Source organism: Anabaena sp. FACHB-595, from assembly GCF_048568275.1.
Taxonomy (GTDB): Bacteria; Cyanobacteriota; Cyanobacteriia; order Cyanobacteriales; family Nostocaceae; genus Trichormus.
Genome location: NZ_CP183473.1, coordinates 5,536,567 through 5,557,523 on the forward strand (window position 1 = coordinate 5,536,567; position 20,957 = coordinate 5,557,523).

Annotated in this window: 23 protein-coding genes, 2 tRNA genes and 1 pseudogene; 15 read left to right on the forward strand and 11 right to left on the reverse strand. The window is 41.6% G+C overall.

From position 1 onward, the window contains the following. Positions 1–34: 34 nt before the first annotated feature. Both ACN222_RS23160 and ACN222_RS23165 read right to left on the reverse strand, forming a co-directional pair. Positions 35–694 carry a response regulator gene (locus ACN222_RS23160; RefSeq protein WP_010998766.1) on the reverse strand — a complete coding sequence of 220 codons (660 nt, stop codon included), beginning with the start codon at positions 692–694 and terminating at the stop codon, positions 35–37. Then, positions 691–1,896: a sensor histidine kinase gene (locus tag ACN222_RS23165; RefSeq protein WP_010998767.1), complete on the reverse strand. Its 1,206-nt coding sequence runs from the start codon at positions 1,894–1,896 to the stop codon at positions 691–693. The genes ACN222_RS23160 and ACN222_RS23165 overlap by 4 nt, the downstream gene beginning before the upstream one ends. 356 nt (positions 1,897–2,252) lie before the next feature. Here ACN222_RS23165 and ACN222_RS23170 point away from each other — a divergent pair, with 356 nt between their 5' ends. The 3 genes from ACN222_RS23170 to ACN222_RS23180 all read left to right on the forward strand — a co-directional run bounded on the left by ACN222_RS23170 (position 2,253) and on the right by ACN222_RS23180 (position 3,048). Beyond that, on the forward strand, positions 2,253–2,756 hold the full coding sequence (locus ACN222_RS23170; protein ID WP_010998768.1) for a Spy/CpxP family protein refolding chaperone: 504 nt from the start codon (positions 2,253–2,255) through the stop codon (positions 2,754–2,756). A gap of 2 nt (positions 2,757–2,758) precedes the next feature. Continuing rightward, on the forward strand, positions 2,759–2,929 hold the full coding sequence (locus tag ACN222_RS23175) for a hypothetical protein (RefSeq protein WP_010998769.1): 171 nt from the start codon (positions 2,759–2,761) through the stop codon (positions 2,927–2,929). Positions 2,930–2,974: 45 nt separating this feature from the next. Beyond that, positions 2,975–3,048: transfer RNA gene (locus tag ACN222_RS23180), tRNA-Met, on the forward strand. A 190-nt stretch (positions 3,049–3,238) separates the two neighbouring features. Here ACN222_RS23180 and ACN222_RS23185 read toward each other — a convergent pair. After that, positions 3,239–5,302 (reverse strand): amylo-alpha-1,6-glucosidase, encoded by a 2,064-nt coding sequence (locus ACN222_RS23185; protein ID WP_096637202.1) that lies wholly within the window; start codon positions 5,300–5,302, stop codon positions 3,239–3,241. Between the two features lie 198 nt (positions 5,303–5,500). Here ACN222_RS23185 and ACN222_RS23190 point away from each other — a divergent pair, with 198 nt between their 5' ends. Further along, complete coding sequence (locus ACN222_RS23190) at positions 5,501–6,112, forward strand: peroxiredoxin (protein WP_010998772.1); 612 nt, start codon at positions 5,501–5,503, stop codon at positions 6,110–6,112. Between the two features lie 295 nt (positions 6,113–6,407). Then, positions 6,408–6,944, forward strand: coding sequence for a peroxiredoxin family protein (locus ACN222_RS23195; protein ID WP_044523313.1), 537 nt, complete (start codon positions 6,408–6,410; stop codon positions 6,942–6,944). Between the two features lie 104 nt (positions 6,945–7,048). Here ACN222_RS23195 and ACN222_RS23200 read toward each other — a convergent pair whose 3' ends face one another. The 3 genes from ACN222_RS23200 to ACN222_RS23210 all read right to left on the reverse strand — a co-directional run bounded on the left by ACN222_RS23200 (position 7,049) and on the right by ACN222_RS23210 (position 10,076). Continuing rightward, positions 7,049–8,050 (reverse strand): DnaJ C-terminal domain-containing protein, encoded by a 1,002-nt coding sequence (locus ACN222_RS23200; RefSeq protein WP_010998774.1) that lies wholly within the window; start codon positions 8,048–8,050, stop codon positions 7,049–7,051. A 120-nt stretch (positions 8,051–8,170) separates the two neighbouring features. After that, positions 8,171–8,722: an AAA family ATPase gene (locus ACN222_RS23205; RefSeq protein ID WP_044522275.1), complete on the reverse strand. Its 552-nt coding sequence runs from the start codon at positions 8,720–8,722 to the stop codon at positions 8,171–8,173. 64 nt (positions 8,723–8,786) lie between these two features. Then, positions 8,787–10,076 carry a glucose-1-phosphate adenylyltransferase gene (locus ACN222_RS23210; protein WP_010998776.1) on the reverse strand — a complete coding sequence of 430 codons (1,290 nt, stop codon included), beginning with the start codon at positions 10,074–10,076 and terminating at the stop codon, positions 8,787–8,789. 461 nt (positions 10,077–10,537) lie between these two features. On the opposite strand from ACN222_RS23210, the gene ACN222_RS23215 reads away from it, so the two are divergent. Continuing rightward, positions 10,538–12,004: a glycoside hydrolase family 13 protein gene (locus ACN222_RS23215; protein ID WP_010998777.1), complete on the forward strand. Its 1,467-nt coding sequence runs from the start codon at positions 10,538–10,540 to the stop codon at positions 12,002–12,004. Positions 12,005–12,170: 166 nt separating this feature from the next. Here ACN222_RS23215 and ACN222_RS23220 read toward each other — a convergent pair whose 3' ends face one another. Then, on the reverse strand, positions 12,171–12,590 hold the full coding sequence (locus ACN222_RS23220) for a fasciclin domain-containing protein (RefSeq protein WP_010998778.1): 420 nt from the start codon (positions 12,588–12,590) through the stop codon (positions 12,171–12,173). Between the two features lie 188 nt (positions 12,591–12,778). Between ACN222_RS23220 and ACN222_RS23225 the strand changes: the two genes are divergently transcribed. The 4 genes from ACN222_RS23225 (at position 12,779) to ACN222_RS23240 (ending at position 14,389) form a co-directional block, all read left to right on the forward strand. After that, the gene (locus ACN222_RS23225) at positions 12,779–13,015 is read left to right on the forward strand and encodes a DNA-directed RNA polymerase subunit omega (RefSeq protein ID WP_010998779.1); all 237 of its coding nucleotides are present in this window, start codon (positions 12,779–12,781) and stop codon (positions 13,013–13,015) included. Between the two features lie 325 nt (positions 13,016–13,340). Then, positions 13,341–13,880, forward strand: a complete 540-nt coding sequence (locus ACN222_RS23230) for a hypothetical protein (protein WP_010998780.1) — start codon at positions 13,341–13,343, stop codon at positions 13,878–13,880. Between the two features lie 19 nt (positions 13,881–13,899). Beyond that, a complete protein-coding gene (locus ACN222_RS23235; RefSeq protein WP_010998781.1) occupies positions 13,900–14,265 on the forward strand; it encodes a DUF1818 family protein in 366 nt (121 codons plus the stop codon). Positions 14,266–14,315: 50 nt separating this feature from the next. Further along, positions 14,316–14,389, forward strand: a tRNA-Pro gene (locus ACN222_RS23240). 84 nt (positions 14,390–14,473) lie between these two features. On the opposite strand, the gene ACN222_RS23245 is transcribed toward ACN222_RS23240, so the two are convergent. Together ACN222_RS23245 and ACN222_RS23250 are read right to left on the reverse strand one after the other, a co-directional pair. Next, the gene (locus ACN222_RS23245; RefSeq protein WP_010998782.1) at positions 14,474–14,872 is read right to left on the reverse strand and encodes a TIGR02588 family protein; all 399 of its coding nucleotides are present in this window, start codon (positions 14,870–14,872) and stop codon (positions 14,474–14,476) included. Continuing rightward, complete coding sequence (locus ACN222_RS23250) at positions 14,869–15,753, reverse strand: TIGR02587 family membrane protein (protein WP_010998783.1); 885 nt, start codon at positions 15,751–15,753, stop codon at positions 14,869–14,871. The genes ACN222_RS23245 and ACN222_RS23250 overlap by 4 nt, the downstream gene beginning before the upstream one ends. Positions 15,754–15,939: 186 nt before the next feature. Between ACN222_RS23250 and ACN222_RS23255 the strand changes: the two genes are divergently transcribed. Then, a complete protein-coding gene (locus ACN222_RS23255; RefSeq protein ID WP_010998784.1) occupies positions 15,940–16,122 on the forward strand; it encodes a CsbD family protein in 183 nt (60 codons plus the stop codon). A 183-nt stretch (positions 16,123–16,305) separates the two neighbouring features. On the opposite strand, the gene ACN222_RS23260 is transcribed toward ACN222_RS23255, so the two are convergent. Further along, a complete protein-coding gene (locus ACN222_RS23260) occupies positions 16,306–16,581 on the reverse strand; it encodes a GlsB/YeaQ/YmgE family stress response membrane protein (RefSeq protein WP_010998785.1) in 276 nt (91 codons plus the stop codon). 152 nt (positions 16,582–16,733) lie between these two features. Here ACN222_RS23260 and ACN222_RS23265 point away from each other — a divergent pair. Continuing rightward, positions 16,734–16,917 (forward strand): annotated as a pseudogene (locus ACN222_RS23265) (MFS transporter); the annotation flags it as partial. 134 nt (positions 16,918–17,051) lie between these two features. After that, positions 17,052–18,014 carry an N-acetylglucosamine kinase gene (locus ACN222_RS23270; protein WP_010998786.1) on the forward strand — a complete coding sequence of 321 codons (963 nt, stop codon included), beginning with the start codon at positions 17,052–17,054 and terminating at the stop codon, positions 18,012–18,014. A 269-nt stretch (positions 18,015–18,283) separates the two neighbouring features. Here ACN222_RS23270 and ACN222_RS23275 read toward each other — a convergent pair whose 3' ends face one another. Beyond that, a complete protein-coding gene (locus tag ACN222_RS23275; protein WP_010998787.1) occupies positions 18,284–19,534 on the reverse strand; it encodes an FGGY-family carbohydrate kinase in 1,251 nt (416 codons plus the stop codon). A 161-nt stretch (positions 19,535–19,695) separates the two neighbouring features. Here ACN222_RS23275 and psaM point away from each other — a divergent pair, with 161 nt between their 5' ends. Together psaM and ACN222_RS23285 are read left to right on the forward strand one after the other, a co-directional pair. Beyond that, on the forward strand, positions 19,696–19,818 hold the full coding sequence (psaM, locus tag ACN222_RS23280; RefSeq protein WP_010998788.1) for a photosystem I reaction center subunit XII: 123 nt from the start codon (positions 19,696–19,698) through the stop codon (positions 19,816–19,818). A gap of 701 nt (positions 19,819–20,519) precedes the next feature. Further along, positions 20,520–20,930: a hypothetical protein gene (locus ACN222_RS23285; protein WP_010998789.1), complete on the forward strand. Its 411-nt coding sequence runs from the start codon at positions 20,520–20,522 to the stop codon at positions 20,928–20,930. Positions 20,931–20,957: the final 27 nt, after the last annotated feature.

The following is a 20,957-nucleotide window of genomic DNA, read 5'->3' on the forward strand; positions in this document are numbered from 1 at the left end:
TGAAATCAGATAATAATAGTGAATTTACTATCTTTTATTCAGATTCATTGAGATAATTTAAATAGGTATTGGCAATGATAGCGGCTTGGGTGCGATCGCGCAAATTCAACCGATTTAAAATATTCGTCACATGATTTTTAACTGTCCCCTCAGAAATATAGAGTTGTTGGGCAATTTCTCGGTTATTTGCACCTGCGGCAATTAAGCGTAAAACTTCTTTTTCTCTGGGCGTAAGATCAGCTAAATGAGTCGGCGCAGGTGGCGTGTGGTTTGGTGTAGACTGAAACTGCACTAAGAGTTTCTTGACTATTCCTGGCCCTAGTTGAGTGTAACCTTTCTCAACTGCGCGAATTGCCACAGCTAATTCTTCTGAGGGTGTATCTTTGAGTAAATAACCCATTGCACCATGTTGTAAAGCTGCTTTGACATATTCATCATCATCAAAAGTTGTCAGAACTAGAACTTTAACATTAGGGAAATTCTGTTGAATTTCTTGTGTAGCAGCTACTCCATCCATAATTGGCATTCGCATATCCATCAATACTACATCTGGATGAAATTGTGGAATCAAATCAATAGCGATTTTTCCATTTTCTGCCTCTCCCACGATTTCTATATCAGGTTCTAGCTCTAATAATGCTCTTAATCCTTGACGGATCAGATTTTGATCATCTACTAATAAGACTTTAATCATATTAATCTGCTTGCGGGAATATCAACTGTAATTTGACAACCATCACCAACAGCGCTATTGATAGCAAATTTTCCTCCTAAAGCCAGAGTGCGATCGCGCATACTTTGTAATCCAAAACCTGTGGTATTTTGTTGGATATCAAACCCTCTACCATTATCCCGAATTATTAAAGATAAACTACCTCGATTAAGAGAAACTTCTAAAATAACTTCTGTGGCTCTGGCGTGCTTAGAAATATTGGTTAACGATTCTTGGATAATTCTATATATGGCTGTACTAACTTCTGTTGATAATTTGTAATCAAGATTAAAACTACTAGTTAATATAATCCCAGTATTCTGCTCAAAGTCTGCTGCTATGATATCAATTGCTTGTTCTAAAGTTTTGCCCTGCAATGGATGAGAGCGCATAGCAGAAACAGAATTTCTCACATCTTGTAAAGCTTTAGAACCAAGCTCTTTTGCCCTAACTAAAAAAGTTTGTGCTTTATTGGGATTAGACTGTGCAAGTTTTAACGCAGTTTCTAATTGTAAATTCAATGCTGTGAGGGAATGACCTAAAGAGTCGTGAATTTCTCGTGCAATACGATTGCGTTCTTCTAGAGTTGCTTGGTTTTCAATACGTAGAGCATATTGACGTAGTTTTTCATTGGCAACAGCTAATTCTTCTCGACTCTGACGTTCCGATAATAAGCTATTCATTAACAGCAAGACGAAAATTAAACTTAAGCCAAATACAAGTGTCAAACTCAGCGTAAAAAAGCGAAAACGCTCTTGGGCTTGTATTGGAAGTGGAGAACGAGGTAATCGATTTATTAATGTGAATAAAAACAAACTAAACGAAGTTAAAGTGACAGATAAACGTCCAGGTAACTTAAAAATTAAACAACTACGAGTCACTAAAATAATGTAGAGAAAGGGAAACATCCGAGCAGATCTCCCTTCAAATAATCCAGTAATAAAAATTAAAATGATTTCAAAGACAGTATAAACTATTTTATTTAAGTTATTACTGGTGGGTAATCTTAATCCCATTAATCCAAAAATTGTGAGACTAATAATCGTAATTTCTGGAAATCTACTGGAAAATCTAGGTGAAGGATAGGGCAATATTGACGTGATAATAGATATTGCTAACAATATCCATTCTAGATATAGTAAAAAGCGGAAAGGGTGGTTATGAACTTTAATATATTGACCCATAGTTTATACTACAAAATATAGTGATTATTTTGAATTGATATGACTTCTGGCTGCTGACGAGTTCTCTATATTTACCAGGACTCACGCAACTGGCACAATATTAGTGTGCTTCAGATGTGGGAAATCCTCTAATGTGTACGAAATTATTAGGGCTGACGCACTCTAAAAGTTAGTTTGATGATGACACCTGTGTAATTCCTGTTTACTGGAATTTCCACCAAACCGCCAGTCACTTGAATCAGGTTTGCAGCATGACAAAAGTCATGGGTGTATTCATGACTTTCTCCTCATGTGGATAGTTGAGCTGGGTTTCTAAGATGGTTACATTCCCACAGGAAAACACATCAAGGAACCTAATGCAACTCAAACCCTTATCCCTATTAGTTGGAGCGCTGGCGCTCACTTTAACTGCAACTCCCTTTGCTGTTCAAGCACAAACAAATTCTTCTTCTGTGTTATTGATTGCACAAGCTGGAAAGAAAGGCCCTTGGGAAAGTTTGGGATTAAGCAACGAACAAAAGGCCAGAATACAAGAAATTGGTCGTAACAGCCGCGCCCAAATTGAGGCAGTTTTTACCCCAGAACAGAAAGCTAAAATGGAAGCTGCACGCCAAGCTCGTCAGGCGCAGCGTCAACAAGGTCAGCGCCCACAAGCTGGCCGGCGCGGTGGTAAGAATTTTGCTGAATTAAATTTAACTGAAGAGCAAAAAACTAGAATCCGGTCAATTCGCCAAACTTCACAACAACAAATGGAAGCAGTCTTAACCCCCGAACAGCGAGCTAAATTACAAGAACTGAAAGCTAATGCCCGTCAGCGTTGGCAGCAAAGACGCAATAATCAACCTTCACCTCAAAGCTGATAATGCTACCCCTTGCTACTTCCACTCTTTCAACTCCTAGCCTACGACAGTTTTTAGGTTCGGTTGACGGTCTGGCTGAAGCAAGGGGGAAATCTTCTTCCAATCGTGAAAATCGAGAAACTACGCTTACTTATATCAAGCAACCAGAGAAAATTCATTTCCCAGAATACTAGACAAAAATAAATTTATCAGCTATATTAAGAAATGTGTGAAAACACGGCTCAGTAGCTCAGTTGGTTAGAGCACGGGACTCATAAGCCTGGGGTCGTTGGTTCAAATCCGACCTGAGCCATATTTAAAATTAACCTACACAAGAGTTTTTCTTCTTAGTCATTAAAGACGGGATAAATATCTCAAGCTTTGTAAGTAGGAAAGAGGCGATCGCCTTCGGGAGTGTCAAAGATAATAGTTTTGGCTATTACCAATGACCTATTACCTATTACCAACCTCCACAAACAAATATACAAAGGCGCAAACACAAATCAAGTCGTCGGCAAATGGCGAATCACTTCTGCGACTGACCAAGCCTGTGCTACGGCTCCTCTGGCTCTATGAGGAGGGTCACCATCAAAAATTTCGGAAATGGAACCAAGACAAGCATCACTTAAAAAGTGATCTAATAGAGGTTGCCAATCAAAAGGCAATGGTTGTTCTGGGTAGAAACGCTGCCAAGAACGGATAAAAGGCCCAATCAGCCAAGTCCAAACAGTACCTTGATGGTAAGCGCGATCGCGTTTTTCGGGGCTACCTTCATATCTGCCAAGATATTCTGGATCTGCTGGATCGAGGCTACGCAGACCATAGGGAGTTAGCAGGCGATAAGTTGCCAAATCTAATATTTGTTGTCCCTGTTGTTGGGAAAATCCACAGTGGTGTAGAGACAAAGCTAAAATCGCGTTGGGACGAATTTGTACGTTCCGGCGATCGTCTAAATCGATGGTGTCGTATAAATAACCCAGCTGTGGATTCCAAAACTTTTGCAGAGAAGCTTTCACCTGTTGCGCTTGTTGAGCATAACGCCGCCCCTGTTTTTCCAGACGAACAGAATCACCCAAATCCATCTGACTCAATCGTTCAGCCCATTGACTCAGCCAACATAAAGCCGAATACCACAGAGCGTTAATTTCCACTGGTTTACCTGGACGAGGAGTTATGGGTTCTCCGCCAACTACCGCATCCATCCAGGTAAGAGCAACATTCCGAGCATCCCAACCAATCAGGCCATCAGTCGCATCGAGTTGGATATTGTAACGAGTACCGCCAAAATATGCTTTGTAAATTTGTTGGACAGTGGGGAACTGCTCCGCCAAAAATTGCCAATCTTGGGTAGCTTCCAGGTACAGTCCTAAAGTTTCAATCCACCATAGGGCTGCATCAATACTGTTGTAATATGGCTCGCTGTCAATATCAGGGAAAGCATTAGGTATTAAACCGTGGCGGCAATAACGCCCAAAGGTTTGCAATAAGCCTTTTGCTAATTCAAAACGCTGGGGTACTAAGGCTAAACCAGGTAAGGCAATCAAAGTATCACGTCCCCAATCATTGAACCAGTGATAACCAGCAATCACCGTAGGGCCAGCAATGGAATCTCGATAGACAATAAATTGATCCCCGGCTTTGAGTAGTTGCTGCCAGAGTGGGGATGAGGGGGATGAGGAAGAAACATTGAGAAATTCTTCCCCATCTTCCCCAACGCCCCATCCAAAAACCTGAGACAGTCTTTCTTGCTCTGCTTCCACAGCTTCGGCAAAGGTATCGCTGGTAAGGGAATCTGTAAGTTCAGCCGGAAAACCCATCCGTGCCTCCAGAGTTACTGTGTCTCCTGGTTGGAGAGTTACTGTCAAATAACCGGGGCTATGGAGGTCTTCGCGATCGCCTAATCCCCGTTGTGTTTCTTCTGGTAAGCCATAATGCCAATACCAAACTGCATTGGCTTGATATTCTCCGTGTGACCACCGCAACTGCCAAGGTGTGCCAAAACGACCAGAATTCATGGCTTGCAAGTAGATTTGCTTGTTACCCAGAACTTGAGAAAATTGTAAATCTAGGCTATTAGTTTGTTGATGGTGAAAGTCGCGATCGGCAATTAGCAATCGCAGTTTCAATACGGCAGTTTCTCTACCTTCATAACGATAGTGAATTAACAACCGATGGCAGAATTGAGAGTCCTGATCTTGTCTCCTGCCTTCTACTTCCCCACTCCCCACTACACCGTAAGGCATCACAAGTTGCCTACTTAATTGCCAGTCTCCTTCACCCCAAATCCACTTAGGTGCTGGGTTAACATCAAAAGAACGCAGTAGCTTGTAACCTGTTGGTGCAATCTCACCTGTACCCCAAATATTCGTCCCCAATGCTACGACTTTTCCTGAGACTTCTAAACTAGCTTCTAAGTGCGACAGCAGTAGGGTGCGTCCAGAAGGCGGATTTGTCGATGCAAATAGCCAACCGTGATAGGTTCGTGTACGGATATCCGAAACAGTTCCACTGGCAAAACTTCCTAAGCCATTAGTCAGCAACCATTCTCTTGTATCTAAATCATCCATTTGCTACTCAAAATCGTTATGACTATGATATAGTCGTAACAGATCGTAATCAAACTGTGAGACAGCCCTAAAGGACTGCGTACCCGTAAGGCTTCTCGGAGAATACCCGATAGGGTGAAAGCGTGGATGGGTAAGTTTATTCCTAACCCAAACTCCAACACCTAGTAAACCGATATAAGTTGAAGGAGAATTAAGTTAATGTCCATCACCTACGGAACACAAGAAAGCCTCCGCGTTGGTCAACAGGCTCCCGACTTTACAGCAACAGCTGTAGTTGATCAGGAATTCAAGACAATTAAGCTTTCCGACTATCGTGGTAAGTACGTTGTCTTGTTCTTCTATCCCCTAGACTTTACCTTTGTTTGCCCCACGGAGATCACAGCATTTAGCGATCGCTACGAAGAATTCAAGAAACTTAACACCGAAATTCTCGGTGTGTCCGTTGATAGCGAGTTCTCCCACCTAGCTTGGATTCAAACTGATCGTAAGTCTGGTGGTGTTGGCGACCTAAATTATCCCTTAGTTTCCGATATTAAGAAAGAGGTTAGCGACGCTTACAACGTACTAGACCCAGCAGCAGGTATCGCTTTACGTGGTCTGTTCATCATCGATAAAGATGGTATCATTCAGCACGCTACCATTAACAACCTAGCTTTTGGTCGTAGCGTTGATGAAACCCTACGGACATTGCAAGCAATCCAGTATGTCCAGTCTCACCCAGATGAAGTTTGCCCTGCTGGTTGGCAACCTGGGGAAAAGACCATGACTCCCGACCCTGTGAAGTCCAAAGTTTACTTCGCTGCTGTGTAAAAAAGCAGTTGGCGATCGCGTCTCTTAAACAGAAGGTAGCAGGCAGAAGGAAAGAAAATAGCCTAATTGGTTCATAGCTTTTTCTTTCATATATTTATTCTGCCCCTCTGCAATCAATTACTTTATTTAGAAACCTTCCAACTTCTATCCTGCTTGCAAGAGTCAAATAAGATAATCATCCATACCACAGATGAACGCAGATAGACACAGATATAAAATCAGTGTTAACTCCGGTGTTCATCTGTGGTTTTATCATTGCATTTACTATCAGTTAGTTGATAATTTTGAACGGTTTATGTTAACTTCAACAGATTTCAGTGGCTTATTAAATGAAAGGTTCTTTCGTAATTTCCTGCCTATTCCCGCTAGTAACGAATTAAGACTAGATGTAGGAACACCAGACTTTCAATTACCAGATATTACTAATGGAACGTTAGTTAAACTATCAAATTACCGAGGCAAACAGCCCATATTACTGGCATTTACGCGAATTTTCACAGAAAAGCAATATTGCCCCTTTTGCTTTCCTCATATCAAAGCTTTAAATGAGAACTACGAACAATTTACTAATCGGGGGATAGAAGTTCTATTAGTTACGAGTACTGACGAAAAGCAAAGTCAAATAGTTGTTAAAGATTTAGGCTTAAAAATGCCTTTACTTAGTGATCCAAGTTGTCGGGCATTTCGTACCTATCAAGTAGGGCAAGCCTTGGGAGCGCCTTTACCAGCCCAATTTGTCTTAGATAAAGATGGTAGATTGCGTTACAAGCATTTATTTTCGTTTTTTGATCACAATGCTAGCGTCGAAAAGTTGTTAGGAAAATTTGATTAAAATTGGTAATGGGTAATTGGGCATTGGTAATGGGACAAACAATTACCTATTACCCATTACCAACCAAATCAACTATATAGTTAAATAAGCAGCCGAATTGGATATTACAACTTCACTTGTTGTAAATGACTCCGGGGATTGTAACTGCGGATAGCCCGGATTTTTTCATAGTATTCTCGCTCTTGTTGGCTCATATCTTTTGGTGGCACAATAGCCACTTTGACAAACTGATCTCCTCGTCCGCCTTTGGCTATAGGCCAGCCCTTACCCCGTAAACGGAGAGATTGACCAGAACGCACACCAGCAGGTAGTTTAACGTTCACAGAACCATCGGGTGTAGGTACATCAATGGAGGCTCCCAGCGCCGCTTCATCGGGAGTAATAGGAATTTCGCAGGCTAAGTTATCCCCTTCAATTTGGAAGAATGAGTGGGGCTGAAATTCTACTTTTAAATATAGGTCACCTCTTTGTTGTGTCATGGGGTTAAATTGACCCTTACCTCTTACCCGTAAGCGAGTACCAGGTTTAGTACCAGCCGGAATCCGCACATCAATAGTTTCGTTACCTAAATTAAAGCGCTTTTGAACTCCAGCAAAAGCTTCAGCAAAAGTTAGGCTGATGGTAGCTTCGGCATCTTGACCACCGCCTGCTGCGCCTACATCTTGAAATCCAAAGTCGTTGAAGCCACCAAAACCACCCCCTGGTCTACCACCAGGAGTGCGATAAGAGTAACTTTGTCGCCCACCACGAGGTGCAGCACCACCAAAGCGTCCTAACAACTCATTAATAAACTCATCAAAATTGCCGTATTGGCTGAAGTCCACTCCACCCATATCGACACCAGCGCCACCTCCAGGGAAGCCTTCGCCAACTTGTCGCCAATATTGCCCAAATTGATCGTATTTTTTCCGTTTGTCGGCATCTGATAAAACTTCGTAGGCTTCGTTAACTTCCTTGAAGCTTGCTTCCGCCTGTTTATTACCAGGATTGACATCAGGGTGATATTTGCGGGCTAACTTGCGAAAAGCTTGTTTAATTTCCTCTGGAGTGGCAGTTTTACTAACTCCCAAAATCGCGTAATAGTCTTTGAAGTCGGTTGCAGCCATCTACCAGCCTCCTGTAGAAATTTCTTTAAGTTTTCTTCTAAGATTTGAAGTTGAGAATTTGCTAGGTCTAATGCCAAGCCATAAATATTCTGATTTTAAATTAACAAATAATAAAGAAAATCAAGTGTGGTTCCCGCTCACTGGGTCAGGGCAATTTCCGTACTTATCGATGGAGAGAATGGGGAGTAGGGAGTTATGAATGGGGGAAAAGATATTTTCATAGACAATTAGGTGTTCTAGTCCTTCTTCTAGGATGGGGGGTGCATCGCGGAGTTGACGGTGCATTCGTAAGATGACATCTTCGGGGACTTGGCGTGGGCGTTTTTTGTTGCGTGCTAGACATAACCAGACGGGTGTTTTGATCCAAACTCCTGTAATGTCGGTAAAACCTAATTCACTGGCTAGGGTAATGAGTTCACGACGATGGCGGCGTTGGGCGTTGGTCGCGTCGAAAAGGGCAATTTTACCTGTAATCACAGTTTGCTGTAATTGCTGCTCTATCTCCCGCCAAATTAGCAGCCATGACCCTTGAATTGCTTCTGAGCCAAACAGTTGCCCCCTGATGGCATCTGTGGAAATCAGCTGCATCTGGGGGCATTGTGCTACTAATTGTTTTGCCAAGGTTGACTTACCGCTACCAGGAAGACCAATCAGTAATATGAGTTTTGTCATTAGTCTAGGGTCAGTAGTCATTAGTCAAAGTTGAAATTCTTAACTGTTGACTGTTGACTGTTGACTAAATGATTGTGCCATCTGTAATAACGGCATTTTTGAGGACGACGACAATGCCACTGCGGATGTAAAATCCTTGACTTTCGCGGTCGGCTTCTTGCACGTTGTCTTTATTGATAATTTTGACATCGTGACCGATGCGGGCATTTTTATCGATGATGGCACGGCGAATGATTGTATCTGGACCGATGCCTACAGGGATGTCTCCTTTATCGATGCTGCACTGGCGTTCCACTGAAGCTTGGTAGAAGTCGGCACCCATGAGTAAAGATTCTTCGATCATGCAGCCAGTTTCAATACGCGATCGCACTCCCAATACTGAGTGTTGAATGCGACAGTTTTTCAGAATACAGCCTTCGCCAATGATTGATTCTGTAACGTGGCAATCTAATAGTTTTGTGGGTGGTAAGTAACGAGCGCGGGTATAAATAGGTGCTTCTTCATCGTAGAAGCTAAAGGGCGGCATGGGCTGCTGAGTTAACGCTAAATTGGCGTTATAAAAAGCTTCGATTGTCCCAATATCTTCCCAGTAGTCATCGAATAGGTAAGCTTGAACGTTGTGATCTTTGGCGGCATCAGGAATAATTTCTTTGCCGAAATCAGTACGTTCTAAAGCTTCCTTCAACAGCTTGATCAAAACGTCTTTTTTAAATACGTAAATCCCCATCGAGGCAATGTAAGGCTGTGATGCCGCCTGTTCTGGTGTCAAGCCTAAAACCGTGGTATCAACACGCATTTTGGTTAAGGCTTCGCCCTTGGGTTTTTCACTGAAATCAATGACTCGTCCAGAGTTATCGATTTTCATTAAACCAAAATCCGAGGCGCGGCGATCATCAATGGGAATTACGGAAAGTGTGATATCCGCATTGGTTTCTCGATGGCGCTGGATAAATAGGCGATAGTCCATCCGGTACAGGTGATCCCCCGACAGGATCAAAAATTCATCTACGTCCCACTCTTGTAACATCCAGAGATACTGACGTACAGCATCGGCTGTACCTTGGAACCAGTTAGGGTTCTCTGGTGTCTGCTGGGCGGCCAGCACTTCCACAAAACCCTCGCTAAAACCACTAAAGTTGTAGGTACGGGCAATGTGGCGATTGAGAGAAGCTGAGTTAAATTGTGTTAATACGTAGATTTTAAAAATTTCCGAATTAATGCAGTTACTGACAGGGATATCTATTAGGCGGTATTTCCCTGCCACTGGTACTGCCGGTTTAGCGCGGAGTTTGGTTAGTGGGTAAAGGCGAGTACCCGCACCACCACCAAGAATAATTGCTAAGACTTTTTTCACAAGATTTCTCCCAACTGCCTTTCAACTCCCACCTACAGTTTAGGACTGTCTGTGGCAGCTGGTAAGGGGGGATCAAAGATTATCTTGAATGAATTTTAAAAAACCTTACTGGTGACGTATCGTGCAGCCATTGATCAGAAAACAATTTCCACTGTATTAATTTGCACTCATGATTAAAAATATTAGATATGTTAATGGTTACAGTATTTTCTTAATCTTGCCTTAATTTGTGAAATGACTGTTGACTGTTAACAGCCCTCATGATGGATGATGCAACTTAAAAGCAGAATAGCTTATTGGGCGATCGCTATGTTGACTCCACCATTGCCTATTAAGGTTGCGATCGTAGTTTAGACAAGAATCTCATCCATACTGTTAAATGTAAATTTTCTATCATAAGTAGGAATCCCAAATAGATAATTATTTGTCACGATCGCACCTGAAGGCATAAAAGGGAAATAATGCAAATTCAAACACCAAACTGGGTGAAAAACGCTGTATTCTACCAAATCTTCCCCGATCGTTTTGCTAGAAGTAAACAGCCCCACAAGCGCCTGTTGCGTGATGCGCGTTGGGAAGACTGGGATGCGATGCCTACGCTACAAGGATACAAAGGCGGTGATTTATGGGGCATCATGGAGCAGTTAGACTACATTCAAGACTTAGGCATTGATGCCATTTACTTTACACCCATCTTTCAATCTGCCAGCAATCACCGCTATCATACCCACGACTATTATCAAGTAGACCCGATGTTGGGTGGGAATGCCGCTTTTAAGGAATTACTAGACGCATCCCACGAACGCAATATTAAAGTTGTCCTCGATGGCGTATTTAATCATTCCAGTCGAGGATTTTTCTTTTTCCACGACGTTTTGGAAAATGGCCCTCATTCCCCTTGGGTAAATTGGTTCAAGATTGAAGGCTGGCCTCTGGCACCATATACAGGTGAGTTGCCGGCAAATTATGTAGGTTGGGCTGATAATCGCGCCTTGCCAGTATTTAATCATGACAACCCAGAAGTGCGGGAATATATTATGGAAATTGCCGAATATTGGATTAAATTCGGCATCGACGGCTGGCGGTTGGATGTACCATTTGAAATTAAAACTCCTGGCTTTTGGCAAGAATTCCGCGATCGCGTTAAAGCCATTAACCCCGAAGCTTATATTGTGGGGGAAGTGTGGGGAGATTCCAGCGAGTGGCTAGATGGGACGCAATTCGACGGTGTGATGAATTACTTATTTGCCGGGCCGACCATTGCCTTTGCCGCAGGCGATCGCGTAGTCTTAGAACAAGTCCAAAGCCGCGATTATCAACCATATCCGCCCCTATTCGCTGCCGAATACGCCACCAAAATTCAGGAAGTACTGCAACTTTACCCTTGGGACATTCAACTTACCCAACTCAACTTATTAGCGAGTCACGATACAGCCCGACTCCTGACCATTGCTGGCGGTGATCAAGCCAGTATACAATTAGCTACCCTATTACTACTTACCTTTCCTGGCGCGCCAAGTATCTACTACGGCGATGAAGTGGGTTTACCAGGAGGTATCGACCCCGATTCTCGGCGGGGCTTTCCTTTAGAAGCTAACTGGGATAGAGAAATTTATCAGACCCACCGTCAATTAATAGCCTTACGCCGTACTTACCCAGCCTTACGCACAGGTGACTATCAAGTTATTTGGGCGCAAGGTGCATTGTATATTTTTGCCCGCACCTTAGGCAAAGAAGAATTAATTATTGCCGTAAATGTAGGTACAGCAACAGCCCAGGCTAATGTAGATGTTGCTAGTTTGCAGACTCAGCCAAATAAAATCCTGTACGGTCAAGCAGAATTTCACTGGCACAATACAGAAGAAACAAAACAACTGTTCTTAAGTCTCCCCCCACGTAGTGGCTGCATTCTGGGTTTAGGGGATTAGGAATTGGGGACTGGGAACTGGGAATTGGGGATTGGGGACTGGGGGAGAAAAAAGATAATCCCCATAAGTGATGTTCTTTTTCTTTCTTTTGCCTTTTAACTTTTGCCTTATTCGGTAATACCCAACCCTGTTCCCAGAACAAATCCTTTCCGCAGGCTATAAGGAACTATTTGCCCGCCACCATTGCCGGAATTAAAACAGCGTCAATAACATGAATCACTCCATTATCGGCAAGAATGTCTGTTTGCAGAACGGTGGCATCATTCACCTTAAATTTACCGTTAGTAGACTCAATCGCTAAAACAGATCCTTCCACGGTTTCCGCTTCCTCAATTTGCACCAAGTCATCCGACCGGACATCACCAAAGGCTACGTGATATGTGACAATCTTTTTTAACTTCGGTATGTCTTTGAGCAGTGCTTCTAAAGTTCCCTGCGGTAACTTTGCAAAAGCCTCATCAGTAGGTGCAAACAAAGTAAAAATCCCAGGACTATTGAGAGTATCTAAGATTTGTGCAGCTTCAGCCGCCTGCACAAACTTATTGAATTTTCCAGTTTTCACAGCAGTTTCCACAATGTCAGCCATAATATTTGGTTAATTTATTAACTTCACAATTACAACCAACTTATAAACATACAAAAGCAATCAACCTCTATCGCAAGAAAGGTCATTAGTCATGAGTTAAGAGTCAGCAGTTCTTCCCCCTGCCCCTGAAGAATCCCTAGTCTTGATCACTACTGCTAAACTAGGGTAGTCCCTAAGAACCCATTACTATGCTCAAGCGTTCTAAATTCGAGACAACCCAATCTCAGATTATGCACCGTGCTGAGGATTTAATTAGTGCAGCTTCCAATCGCTACCGCATTACGGTTCAGGTGGCAAATCGGGCTAAACGTCGGCGTTATGAGGAATTTGAGAGTGCTGAAGATGCCATGATGAAGCCAGTACTCAGGGCAATTATTGAAATGTCTGATGAATTGACACAACCAGAAATCATTGGTGAAATTTAAAATATATAGGACTTACGCACCCATATTTTCTGTTGAGACCGGGTGTAAGGGTATAGGGGTGTAAAACATTTATTTTGAATTTTGTAGCTTTAGCTTCCCGTAGGGTATTTTGAATTGATTCATACCCCTATACCCTTCTCCAAAACCTTGATCTTTCGTTTTTATGCGTAAGTCCCAATATATTGCTGAGTTGAGAGTGCTATTAGCGATAGCGGGGCGTTCAGCCCGTGCTGAGTTGATAACCAATCGTTTTGCACTTTCTTCTCAGGATGTCTGTGAAATCAAAAACAAGCTTGTGTTTTAGTCAACCCTTCAGTTTGTAGTTGTGAAGTTTAACTCAGCGTTGATAAGTACCTTTGTGGTAGCGGGTGTTCTTGTTTTTAGTGCGGGTAATTTAACCAACATCCAACCTGCGGTAGCCCAAAGAATTAGTCCTGGTGACGTTTGGCAGCTAGTGTATCAACAATTGCCTGACTTTCCCAAAGAAAATCAATATATCACCAAAGCATCGGGAAGAGTTGCAGAAAATAATACTTTGGCAAGTCGCCTAATTAGATATCACATATATGTCAAAGAACGCGCTCCCAATTATCGCCTAGATTGGAAATTAACTCTCGCCGATTACTTGGATGCTAATGAAATTATGTACGAAACTACCTATCCAGGTAATGATACATTGCGGCAGAATCCCCTAAAAGGCGATCGCGCGATCATTTCTCGCCTCACGCGCACTCAACGCAATGCTTTAGTACAAGTATTAACCAATATATTTAATCCCAATACCCCCACTCAACCAACCTCACGCCCCAGCACCCCCACAACCCCAACCCCACCCCAAACAGGAGGCGCTGAACTCCTCAAATAACCCTTTCATCAAGATTCTCATGGAACGTCTCATTAAAAGCGGTGCTGGCTGGCGTATTGGCTGGAACCCCAACGCAAGCGAATATCAAGGTTTAGTCGGTACTGACGATTGGGCAATTGAGTTAACCGAAGCTGAGTTAGATGATTTTTGTCGTCTCTTAACTAAGCTAGCCAACACGATGAAACAACTCACCGCCGAGTTAATGGATGAAGAGAAAATTGCCTGTGAAGCCGAGAGCGATTTATTATGGATGGAGGTAGAGGGTTATCCCCATGAATACAGTCTGCGCTTTATCCTCAACACAGGACGTTGTGCAGAAGGTAAATGGAATGCCTCTGCTGTACCTAGTCTGTTGCAAGCTACGGGAATGCTCAAAGTTTTTTGAATTTACCCCTTGATTTTACAAAGCGTTTGCGATAATATAGTAATTCTGACCGGGGCGTAGCGCAGCTTGGTAGCGCGCCACTTTGGGGTAGTGGAGGTCGTGGGTTCGAATCCCGCCGCTCCGATTGATAAGACCTTAATTATAAGGTGTGTAATATTTAACTAAAACCCTCACCACAAGTGGTGAGGGTTTTGTTTGTCAACTTAAATTACGGCAACTTATAACTAGCAACGCGCACAATTAGTTGTCCTTGACGAGGGTTTTGGCTAAAGATAAATGTTCCCTCTTCCTTTTCACCGTCAGATAAAAAATCAATTTGTTGCTCTCCTGTTTCCACAACCTTGCCAGCAATTTGTAACTCAGCAATAATTTGTACTGATTCAGCAGTTTCTCCACCAGTATTTACTATCTCGAATGGAATATAAAATTGTCCATTAACTTCCCGCATTATTTCTTTTTTAGTAACAGATAAAACTGGGGGTTTATTTTCCTCATGTAGCCAAATATAAGCTACTAAGCTCATAATAATTCCGAGGATAAACAAAGCAATACCGAATGTTACCCACTCAGCCAGAGAACGTTCCGATTTTGGTTCTGCTTCCATCATATTGCTAACCTACCAGCAGCACCACCAATTGTTGCAGGTAAACCTAAAACTAAAGTATGTTCTAGCCACATTCTCCAAGGGTCTGCGAATGTTACTTTTTGGAAGAACAACAACATTAATGCACTTGCTAACAAAGATACTAAATAAGAAATAGTTGTTTCACTTAATGGACGTTGAAAAATCCCCTTTTGCTGTCTTCGTTTTTTCTGGTCGGAAAAACCAGCTTGGAAGACAATAGCATAGGAAATAACTAAGGATGCAGCGATTAATATGAATATCCAAGGCGGTGAAATGGCGGCTGCTAACATGGGAACTTCATCCGTAGGCGCAATATTAAAAGCAATGACAATTGCACCGATGAGAGTGGCACCTAAATCCGCCAAAGTTCCATATAAACTATTTTGTTTATGTTTACTAAGTCCGTTTTCTTGATGATTACTGGATGGCGAATTATTTTGATTAGTATCTCCAAGAAACTGGTTAGCTAATGCTACACCTAAAGTAAAAGGTACACCTTCAAAAACAATTTTACCCAATGATTCTTTTAATGAAGTTTCTGGCGTTATTTCTTGCAATAACCACAACATAAATGCAGAACAAACGAATCCAATCGCCATTGCTTCTACAGTATCTATGACGGCTTCATCCACTCGCCAGTTATTTTTGCGTTTGCGAAAACCTTCAGTATAATTGAGGAGGAAAACTACCATAAACATCAAGGCGATCGCTATTACAATTAATCTTGGTTTTGCTAGCGAGCCAATCCACCAGACTTCCATCGTATATATTAAAGGTATACCAAATAGAAAGCCTCCACAAGTACCTCGTACAATATCATTTATCTCGCGTTTCCACCCATTTTTCTGATATCTTTTAGTCACTCCTAAGATTTACCTATTTAATTTTGACATTTTCAGTGTTGTAAACCATCTCATGATATCTCCTATTTAATCATCTATCCCAGGTATACAAAAAAACTAAATAATATCTTTCCTATGATAGACAAATAAAAAGCTTTTTCCTGGTAGCATACATTATGTTAATACTTCCAATAATTTAAGAAAAATATGAGTACTGAAAAAAGAATTGAAGCAACTGCTAAAAATATCGAAGGTAAATTACAAGAAGTAATTGGCGAAGTAACTGGGAATCCATCAGATAAAGCAGAGGGTAAAGCTAAACAAGCTGAATCTCAGGTTATCCATACTACAGAAAATATCAAGGATGAATTGAAGAAGGCTATTGACTAAAAAAATTGAAAGGGATATCTACCTTTTAATTACTGTAGTTACAGCTTAAATTTTCCAAATTAATATTTTGTCATTTTTTACTCCACTCTTTTATAAGTAGTGGAGTATTTTTGTTTTAAATTTTTCATGTAAAAAAGGTTAGCATTGAATAAATTCACTCTAACCATCATTGCTATTATCTGACTAATAGCTTCTGGAGCTTCCAGTGATTAGATTCCACAAAAAGATAGCTACTATGGCTCCAATAATCGCCACGATTATCCCAGAAATACTAAGGCTAGCTGCGGTAAATTGTAGTGTTCCCGTATCTAGCAGGGTAACAATTGTACCACCGATTAAAGCGCCAATAATACCTAAGATCATAGTTCCCAAAATACCACCACCTTGACGACCGGGGTAAATAGCTTTGGCTATAGCTCCAGCGATGAGACCAAGAATAATCCAGGCGATAATGTTCATAATTCTATTGTGTAAAAGACTTACCAGTAATTTATTAATTACCAATAATTTTTCCTTCTACCAGAAGAGATAAGTATAGTATTTAAATTTATAGATTTGCTACATTCATTACTCCAAATGTTGGTTTATCTTACTATAGTAATGGTAGCGATCGCCTAATTTTACCCTTCCCAGAATCAGATAACTCAAGAGAACCACAAGCCACTAGTAAAATCTCCTTTTTTTAAAAAAATTACCTCATATTTACAGCAACAAAAAATTCTCGCCATCTTAGCTTTTGTCCTACTTTACAGATTTGGTGAGGCGATGCTGCTAAAAATTAATTCCTTATTTTTATTCCTTGACCAGCATAAACCAATCACAAAACTAGTAATCCACCAAACACATTATGATAGGTCATAGACAACCGACTTTTTTAAAAAAGTCGGTTGTCTGAACACCCTCAACCTGTCAAAATCAATTGGTGGGGTATGAGTTATATTTTAGGAATAGATGGCGGCGGTAGTAAAACTGTGTGTATTTTAATGAACGATACACATCAAGTACTTGGTCGTGGTCAAGCGGGTGCAGCTAATTATCAAAGTATAGGCATAGAAGCAGCATTTACATCTATTCAATCTGCCATTTATGAGGCGGTAAAATTAATCAAAACCATCGAAATTAACGCTATATGTTTGGGATTAGCTGGTGTTGGTCGTCCAGAGGATATAGAGGTAGTTACACGTATAATAGAACAATTAATTAATGTCAAAACTTTACCTATTACCTGGAACTTGCAACCATCTAATATTGTTATTTGCAACGATGCTTTGATTGCTTTAGTCGGCGGAATTGGTCATCCCGTGGGAATTGTCGCCGCAGTTGGTACTGGTTCCATAGTTTTTGGTCGCAATCATCAAGGAAAAACCAAGCGAGTTGGTGGTTGGGGATATATTTTAGGTGATGAAGGAAGCGCCTATAAAATTGCTGTGGCTGGTTTACAATCAGCATTAAGATCTTATGATGGGCGTGAGAAATCTACCAGTCTCATAGAAGCTTTTAAACAGCATCTGGATTTAGAAAATATAGAAGACTTAATCGAGGTTGTTTATCGTCGAGGATGGGGAGTGAAACAAATAGCAGCTTTAGCACCCGTTGTTGATTTAGCCGCCGCTTCTGGTGATGAAGTAGCCAATAATATAATTGATGATGCTGTCAGAGAATTAGTCAAAGCTACATCTACAGTAATTGAGGCAATTTTTATTCCTAACTCAGTTTTGGAAATAGTGACAACAGGAAGTGTATGGCAGGGTAGATGTAAGATACAGGAGAGATTTACAGCAGCTATGGTAAATAGATTTCCCCAGGTGAAGGTAATTTTCCCCCGCGATGAACCTGCTTATGGTGCTGGTTTATTGGCTTTGCAAAGTTTCACAAGTAAACAGGAAATTTAGGCGATCGCAATTTTTATAAAATCCGCAATAATTAAAGGGATAGATGACATTCACTTACTGCGAAGCATCCATCCCTAAATAGCTGCCCAGATGACGAACCTGGAACCCTATAATCTGGTATCTAATGAACCCAGTATCAGTCGAGATATGTCTATTGTCACTGGGATAGATACGGATTTAAACGATATTTATGAACAAATCATACTGAATATTTGGGAAGGGAACGTTGGCGTGATTTGTGTACGCAGAGGTGCAGAGAGAAGGGAGATTTATTCTCTTATTCTCTGCATCGCCAGCAATGCTGTTCCATAGGCGGCTTCTGTATTAAGTGAGGAAATGACGGGGACTTTTAAATTTCTTTGCCGAATTGCAGCCCAGGTGGGGTTTTTTGCGCCGCCACCGGCTGTATAAACTTGATTTAAGCTATCTGCACCCAATTTTTGTAATAGTTCATATCCTTGGGCTTCTATGCGGGCGATACTTTCTAATAAGCCATGTAAAAATTCGGCTGGATTGTCTGGGCGTGGTGTGAGGCGTGGGGGTAAATTGGAATCATTGATGGGGAAACGTTCCCCTACTTTCAACAAGGGATAATAATCTAATTGGCTGGCTTTTGTGGCATTAATTTCACGACTCAAGTTTTCTAACTCAGCATCAGTAAAAAATTCGCGTAAAACTGCACCCCCCGTATTCGACGCGCCACCAGTTAGCCACAAATCTCCAAGGCGATGGCTATAAATTCCATATCGTGCATCTTCTACGCGGGTATGACTTAAAAGTTTGAGTACTAATGTTGAACCCAGGGAAGTCACCGCTTCCCCTGGTGATTTTGCACCACTCGCCAAAAATGCCGCAATGCTATCTGTTGTCCCCGCACATACCACGCAATCATCAGGGAATAAAAACTGTTGGGAAATTTCGGGACGCACTTCACCAATGGGAGTCCCAGGCGGTAAAACTTTGGGTAGCTGAATTGGTGTTTGCAAACTTTCTAACCATTCTGGGTACTTCAACTTTTCCACGTCATACCCCAGCTTTAAAGCATTATGGTAGTCGCTGATTCCCAATTGTCCATGCAGGAGAAACCCTAACCAGTCGGCTTGGTGCAGAAAATATCGCGCTTCACCAAAAGAGGGTAACTGCATCATCCAGCGCAATTTAGCCAAGCTGGAAGTAGCACTTAAAACAGTATGATTTGCTGGTGCGATATCTCTCAACTCTTCCAACACCAGTGATCCCCGCCCATCGTTGTAAAGTAAAGGAGTATCTACAGGGTTGCCATTTACATCGCATAATAAGACTGTAGAGGAAGTTCCGTTGATAGCGATCGCTCTGATTTCTCGCCGCAACTGTTCAGGAATTTGTCCTAGCAGCGTCAACAAAGCCTTTTGCCAGCTAGATACTAAGGAATCTACCTCTAGCCAAGGATAACGCACCTGCACCTGGATATGGGCTGATTCATCAATTACCACAGCCCTAGCACCAGACGTACCAAAGTCTATCCCCAAATAAAAATCCATATTTTTATAAATTTTTTTAATGAAAGATAACTAAGACTACTGACTAACAAGTGCTTTTGTTGCATCTTGTAACAAGATATTCCATATTTCCAGCAAAACAAGGAAAAGTAGTAAACGAACTACTATGTCAACATCAATTTAAGGTTAGGAGGTTTCCCACCATGCCTACTCTGTACCTTGCTCAAGTGTCTTCCATTTCGGATACCCAAGTGTACATCGCTCTAGTTGTAGCGCTGATTCCAGGTCTTCTAGCTTGGCGTTTAGCAACAGAACTTTACAAATAATGAAGCCTGGCATCAAGTCTGCTTAGGTACTTGTCATGAAAATTTGTCATGATGAGTCGTCAAACAGCCTTGATGTAAACTCAAGCTTCTTATGGCTGAACACAACAATCCAGATACTTTGGATTGTTGTGTTTTGTTTCCACGAGAATTAAACAAGGTTTCTCTAAGTAGATGCTTTTCTGTATTTTTTTATGCTTTAACTTCAAGTATATATACGATATAAGACAAAAATCAATATCGAAATAGAGCCTCATTTATGAGTCTAAAAATAAACGCATATTTTTCAAAAACGGCAGTAATTGCTAGAAAAGTAACATCTGTTATGAGAATAAAATTGACAGAAGCAAGTTTTGATTGATACTTTAGAGTGGTTTAATTTCCCTGAGGAATCACAACATACAAAACTACATACCATACAGTAACTTGCGCTTTAAACGTGAGATACACGTTGCAATTGACATTAACCCTTAAAAGAATAATAATCCTGGCATACCGGGAGCAGTTTCCATATACTGGTGGCTGAATTCCAGAAAGTCGTGCCAACTCGTTACCTAAGTATGTTTTGTGTACTTTTGACAAATAGCATACGTGTAGCAATTTGGAAAAAATGAAGTAATATGTCAGCTAATCTCAGCCGTTATCTATGCCAGTAGGCTCTTGACGGTTAAGCTATTCAATCAGGCAATTTTCTCTAGAGCATCATGAACGCTTTTCAACCTTCCCAATTTCCGCAACAACCTACACCGCAACATCGGCCTGTACCCCGCCCAAAACGGCATCTACGCCAACGCTCTTATCGAGTAATGGCTATAGAAGCCACAGTTAAAATAGGGGCTAATATAGCGATTTCAGCCGCAGCAGCAGGTGCTTTGATGCAGCTTGTGCCTCATCACTCGTCACAGCAAACGAAGTTGCGCGAAGTGCGTGTTGAGGTCAAGCAGATGGAAAAGCGCGTTAGCGATTTACAAGCTCAATTGAGCCGCAATCTTGATTCGAGTCAAGCTAATAGTATTAGACAACAGCAAGGATTCCGATTTGCTCCTAATCAAATTCCCATCGTATTGACGAATGAAGAGCAAGTAGATACCGAAGCCTCAGAATCTTTGCCCTAAGAAAAGTATTACCTTGGGGTTGGGATA

Bases quoted from the DNA above. Each gene is read 5' to 3' on its own strand.
- ACN222_RS23160 (WP_010998766.1), bottom strand. From the start codon at position 694: ATGATTAAAGTCTTATTAGTAGATGATCAAAATCTGATCCGTCAAGGA.
- ACN222_RS23165 (WP_010998767.1), bottom strand. From the start codon at position 1,896: ATGGGTCAATATATTAAAGTTCATAACCACCCTTTCCGCTTTTTACTA.
- ACN222_RS23170 (WP_010998768.1), top strand. From the start codon at position 2,253: ATGCAACTCAAACCCTTATCCCTATTAGTTGGAGCGCTGGCGCTCACT.
- ACN222_RS23175 (WP_010998769.1), top strand. From the start codon at position 2,759: ATGCTACCCCTTGCTACTTCCACTCTTTCAACTCCTAGCCTACGACAG.
- ACN222_RS23185 (WP_096637202.1), bottom strand. From the start codon at position 5,302: ATGGATGATTTAGATACAAGAGAATGGTTGCTGACTAATGGCTTAGGA.
- ACN222_RS23190 (WP_010998772.1), top strand. From the start codon at position 5,501: ATGTCCATCACCTACGGAACACAAGAAAGCCTCCGCGTTGGTCAACAG.
- ACN222_RS23195 (WP_044523313.1), top strand. From the start codon at position 6,408: ATGTTAACTTCAACAGATTTCAGTGGCTTATTAAATGAAAGGTTCTTT.
- ACN222_RS23200 (WP_010998774.1), bottom strand. From the start codon at position 8,050: ATGGCTGCAACCGACTTCAAAGACTATTACGCGATTTTGGGAGTTAGT.
- ACN222_RS23205 (WP_044522275.1), bottom strand. From the start codon at position 8,722: ATGACAAAACTCATATTACTGATTGGTCTTCCTGGTAGCGGTAAGTCA.
- ACN222_RS23215 (WP_010998777.1), top strand. From the start codon at position 10,538: ATGCAAATTCAAACACCAAACTGGGTGAAAAACGCTGTATTCTACCAA.
- ACN222_RS23220 (WP_010998778.1), bottom strand. From the start codon at position 12,590: ATGGCTGACATTGTGGAAACTGCTGTGAAAACTGGAAAATTCAATAAG.
- ACN222_RS23225 (WP_010998779.1), top strand. From the start codon at position 12,779: ATGCTCAAGCGTTCTAAATTCGAGACAACCCAATCTCAGATTATGCAC.
- ACN222_RS23235 (WP_010998781.1), top strand. From the start codon at position 13,900: ATGGAACGTCTCATTAAAAGCGGTGCTGGCTGGCGTATTGGCTGGAAC.
- ACN222_RS23245 (WP_010998782.1), bottom strand. From the start codon at position 14,872: ATGATGGAAGCAGAACCAAAATCGGAACGTTCTCTGGCTGAGTGGGTA.
- ACN222_RS23255 (WP_010998784.1), top strand. From the start codon at position 15,940: ATGAGTACTGAAAAAAGAATTGAAGCAACTGCTAAAAATATCGAAGGT.
- ACN222_RS23260 (WP_010998785.1), bottom strand. From the start codon at position 16,581: ATGAACATTATCGCCTGGATTATTCTTGGTCTCATCGCTGGAGCTATA.
- ACN222_RS23270 (WP_010998786.1), top strand. From the start codon at position 17,052: ATGAGTTATATTTTAGGAATAGATGGCGGCGGTAGTAAAACTGTGTGT.
- ACN222_RS23275 (WP_010998787.1), bottom strand. From the start codon at position 19,534: ATGGATTTTTATTTGGGGATAGACTTTGGTACGTCTGGTGCTAGGGCT.
- psaM (WP_010998788.1), top strand. From the start codon at position 19,696: ATGCCTACTCTGTACCTTGCTCAAGTGTCTTCCATTTCGGATACCCAA.
- ACN222_RS23285 (WP_010998789.1), top strand. From the start codon at position 20,520: ATGAACGCTTTTCAACCTTCCCAATTTCCGCAACAACCTACACCGCAA.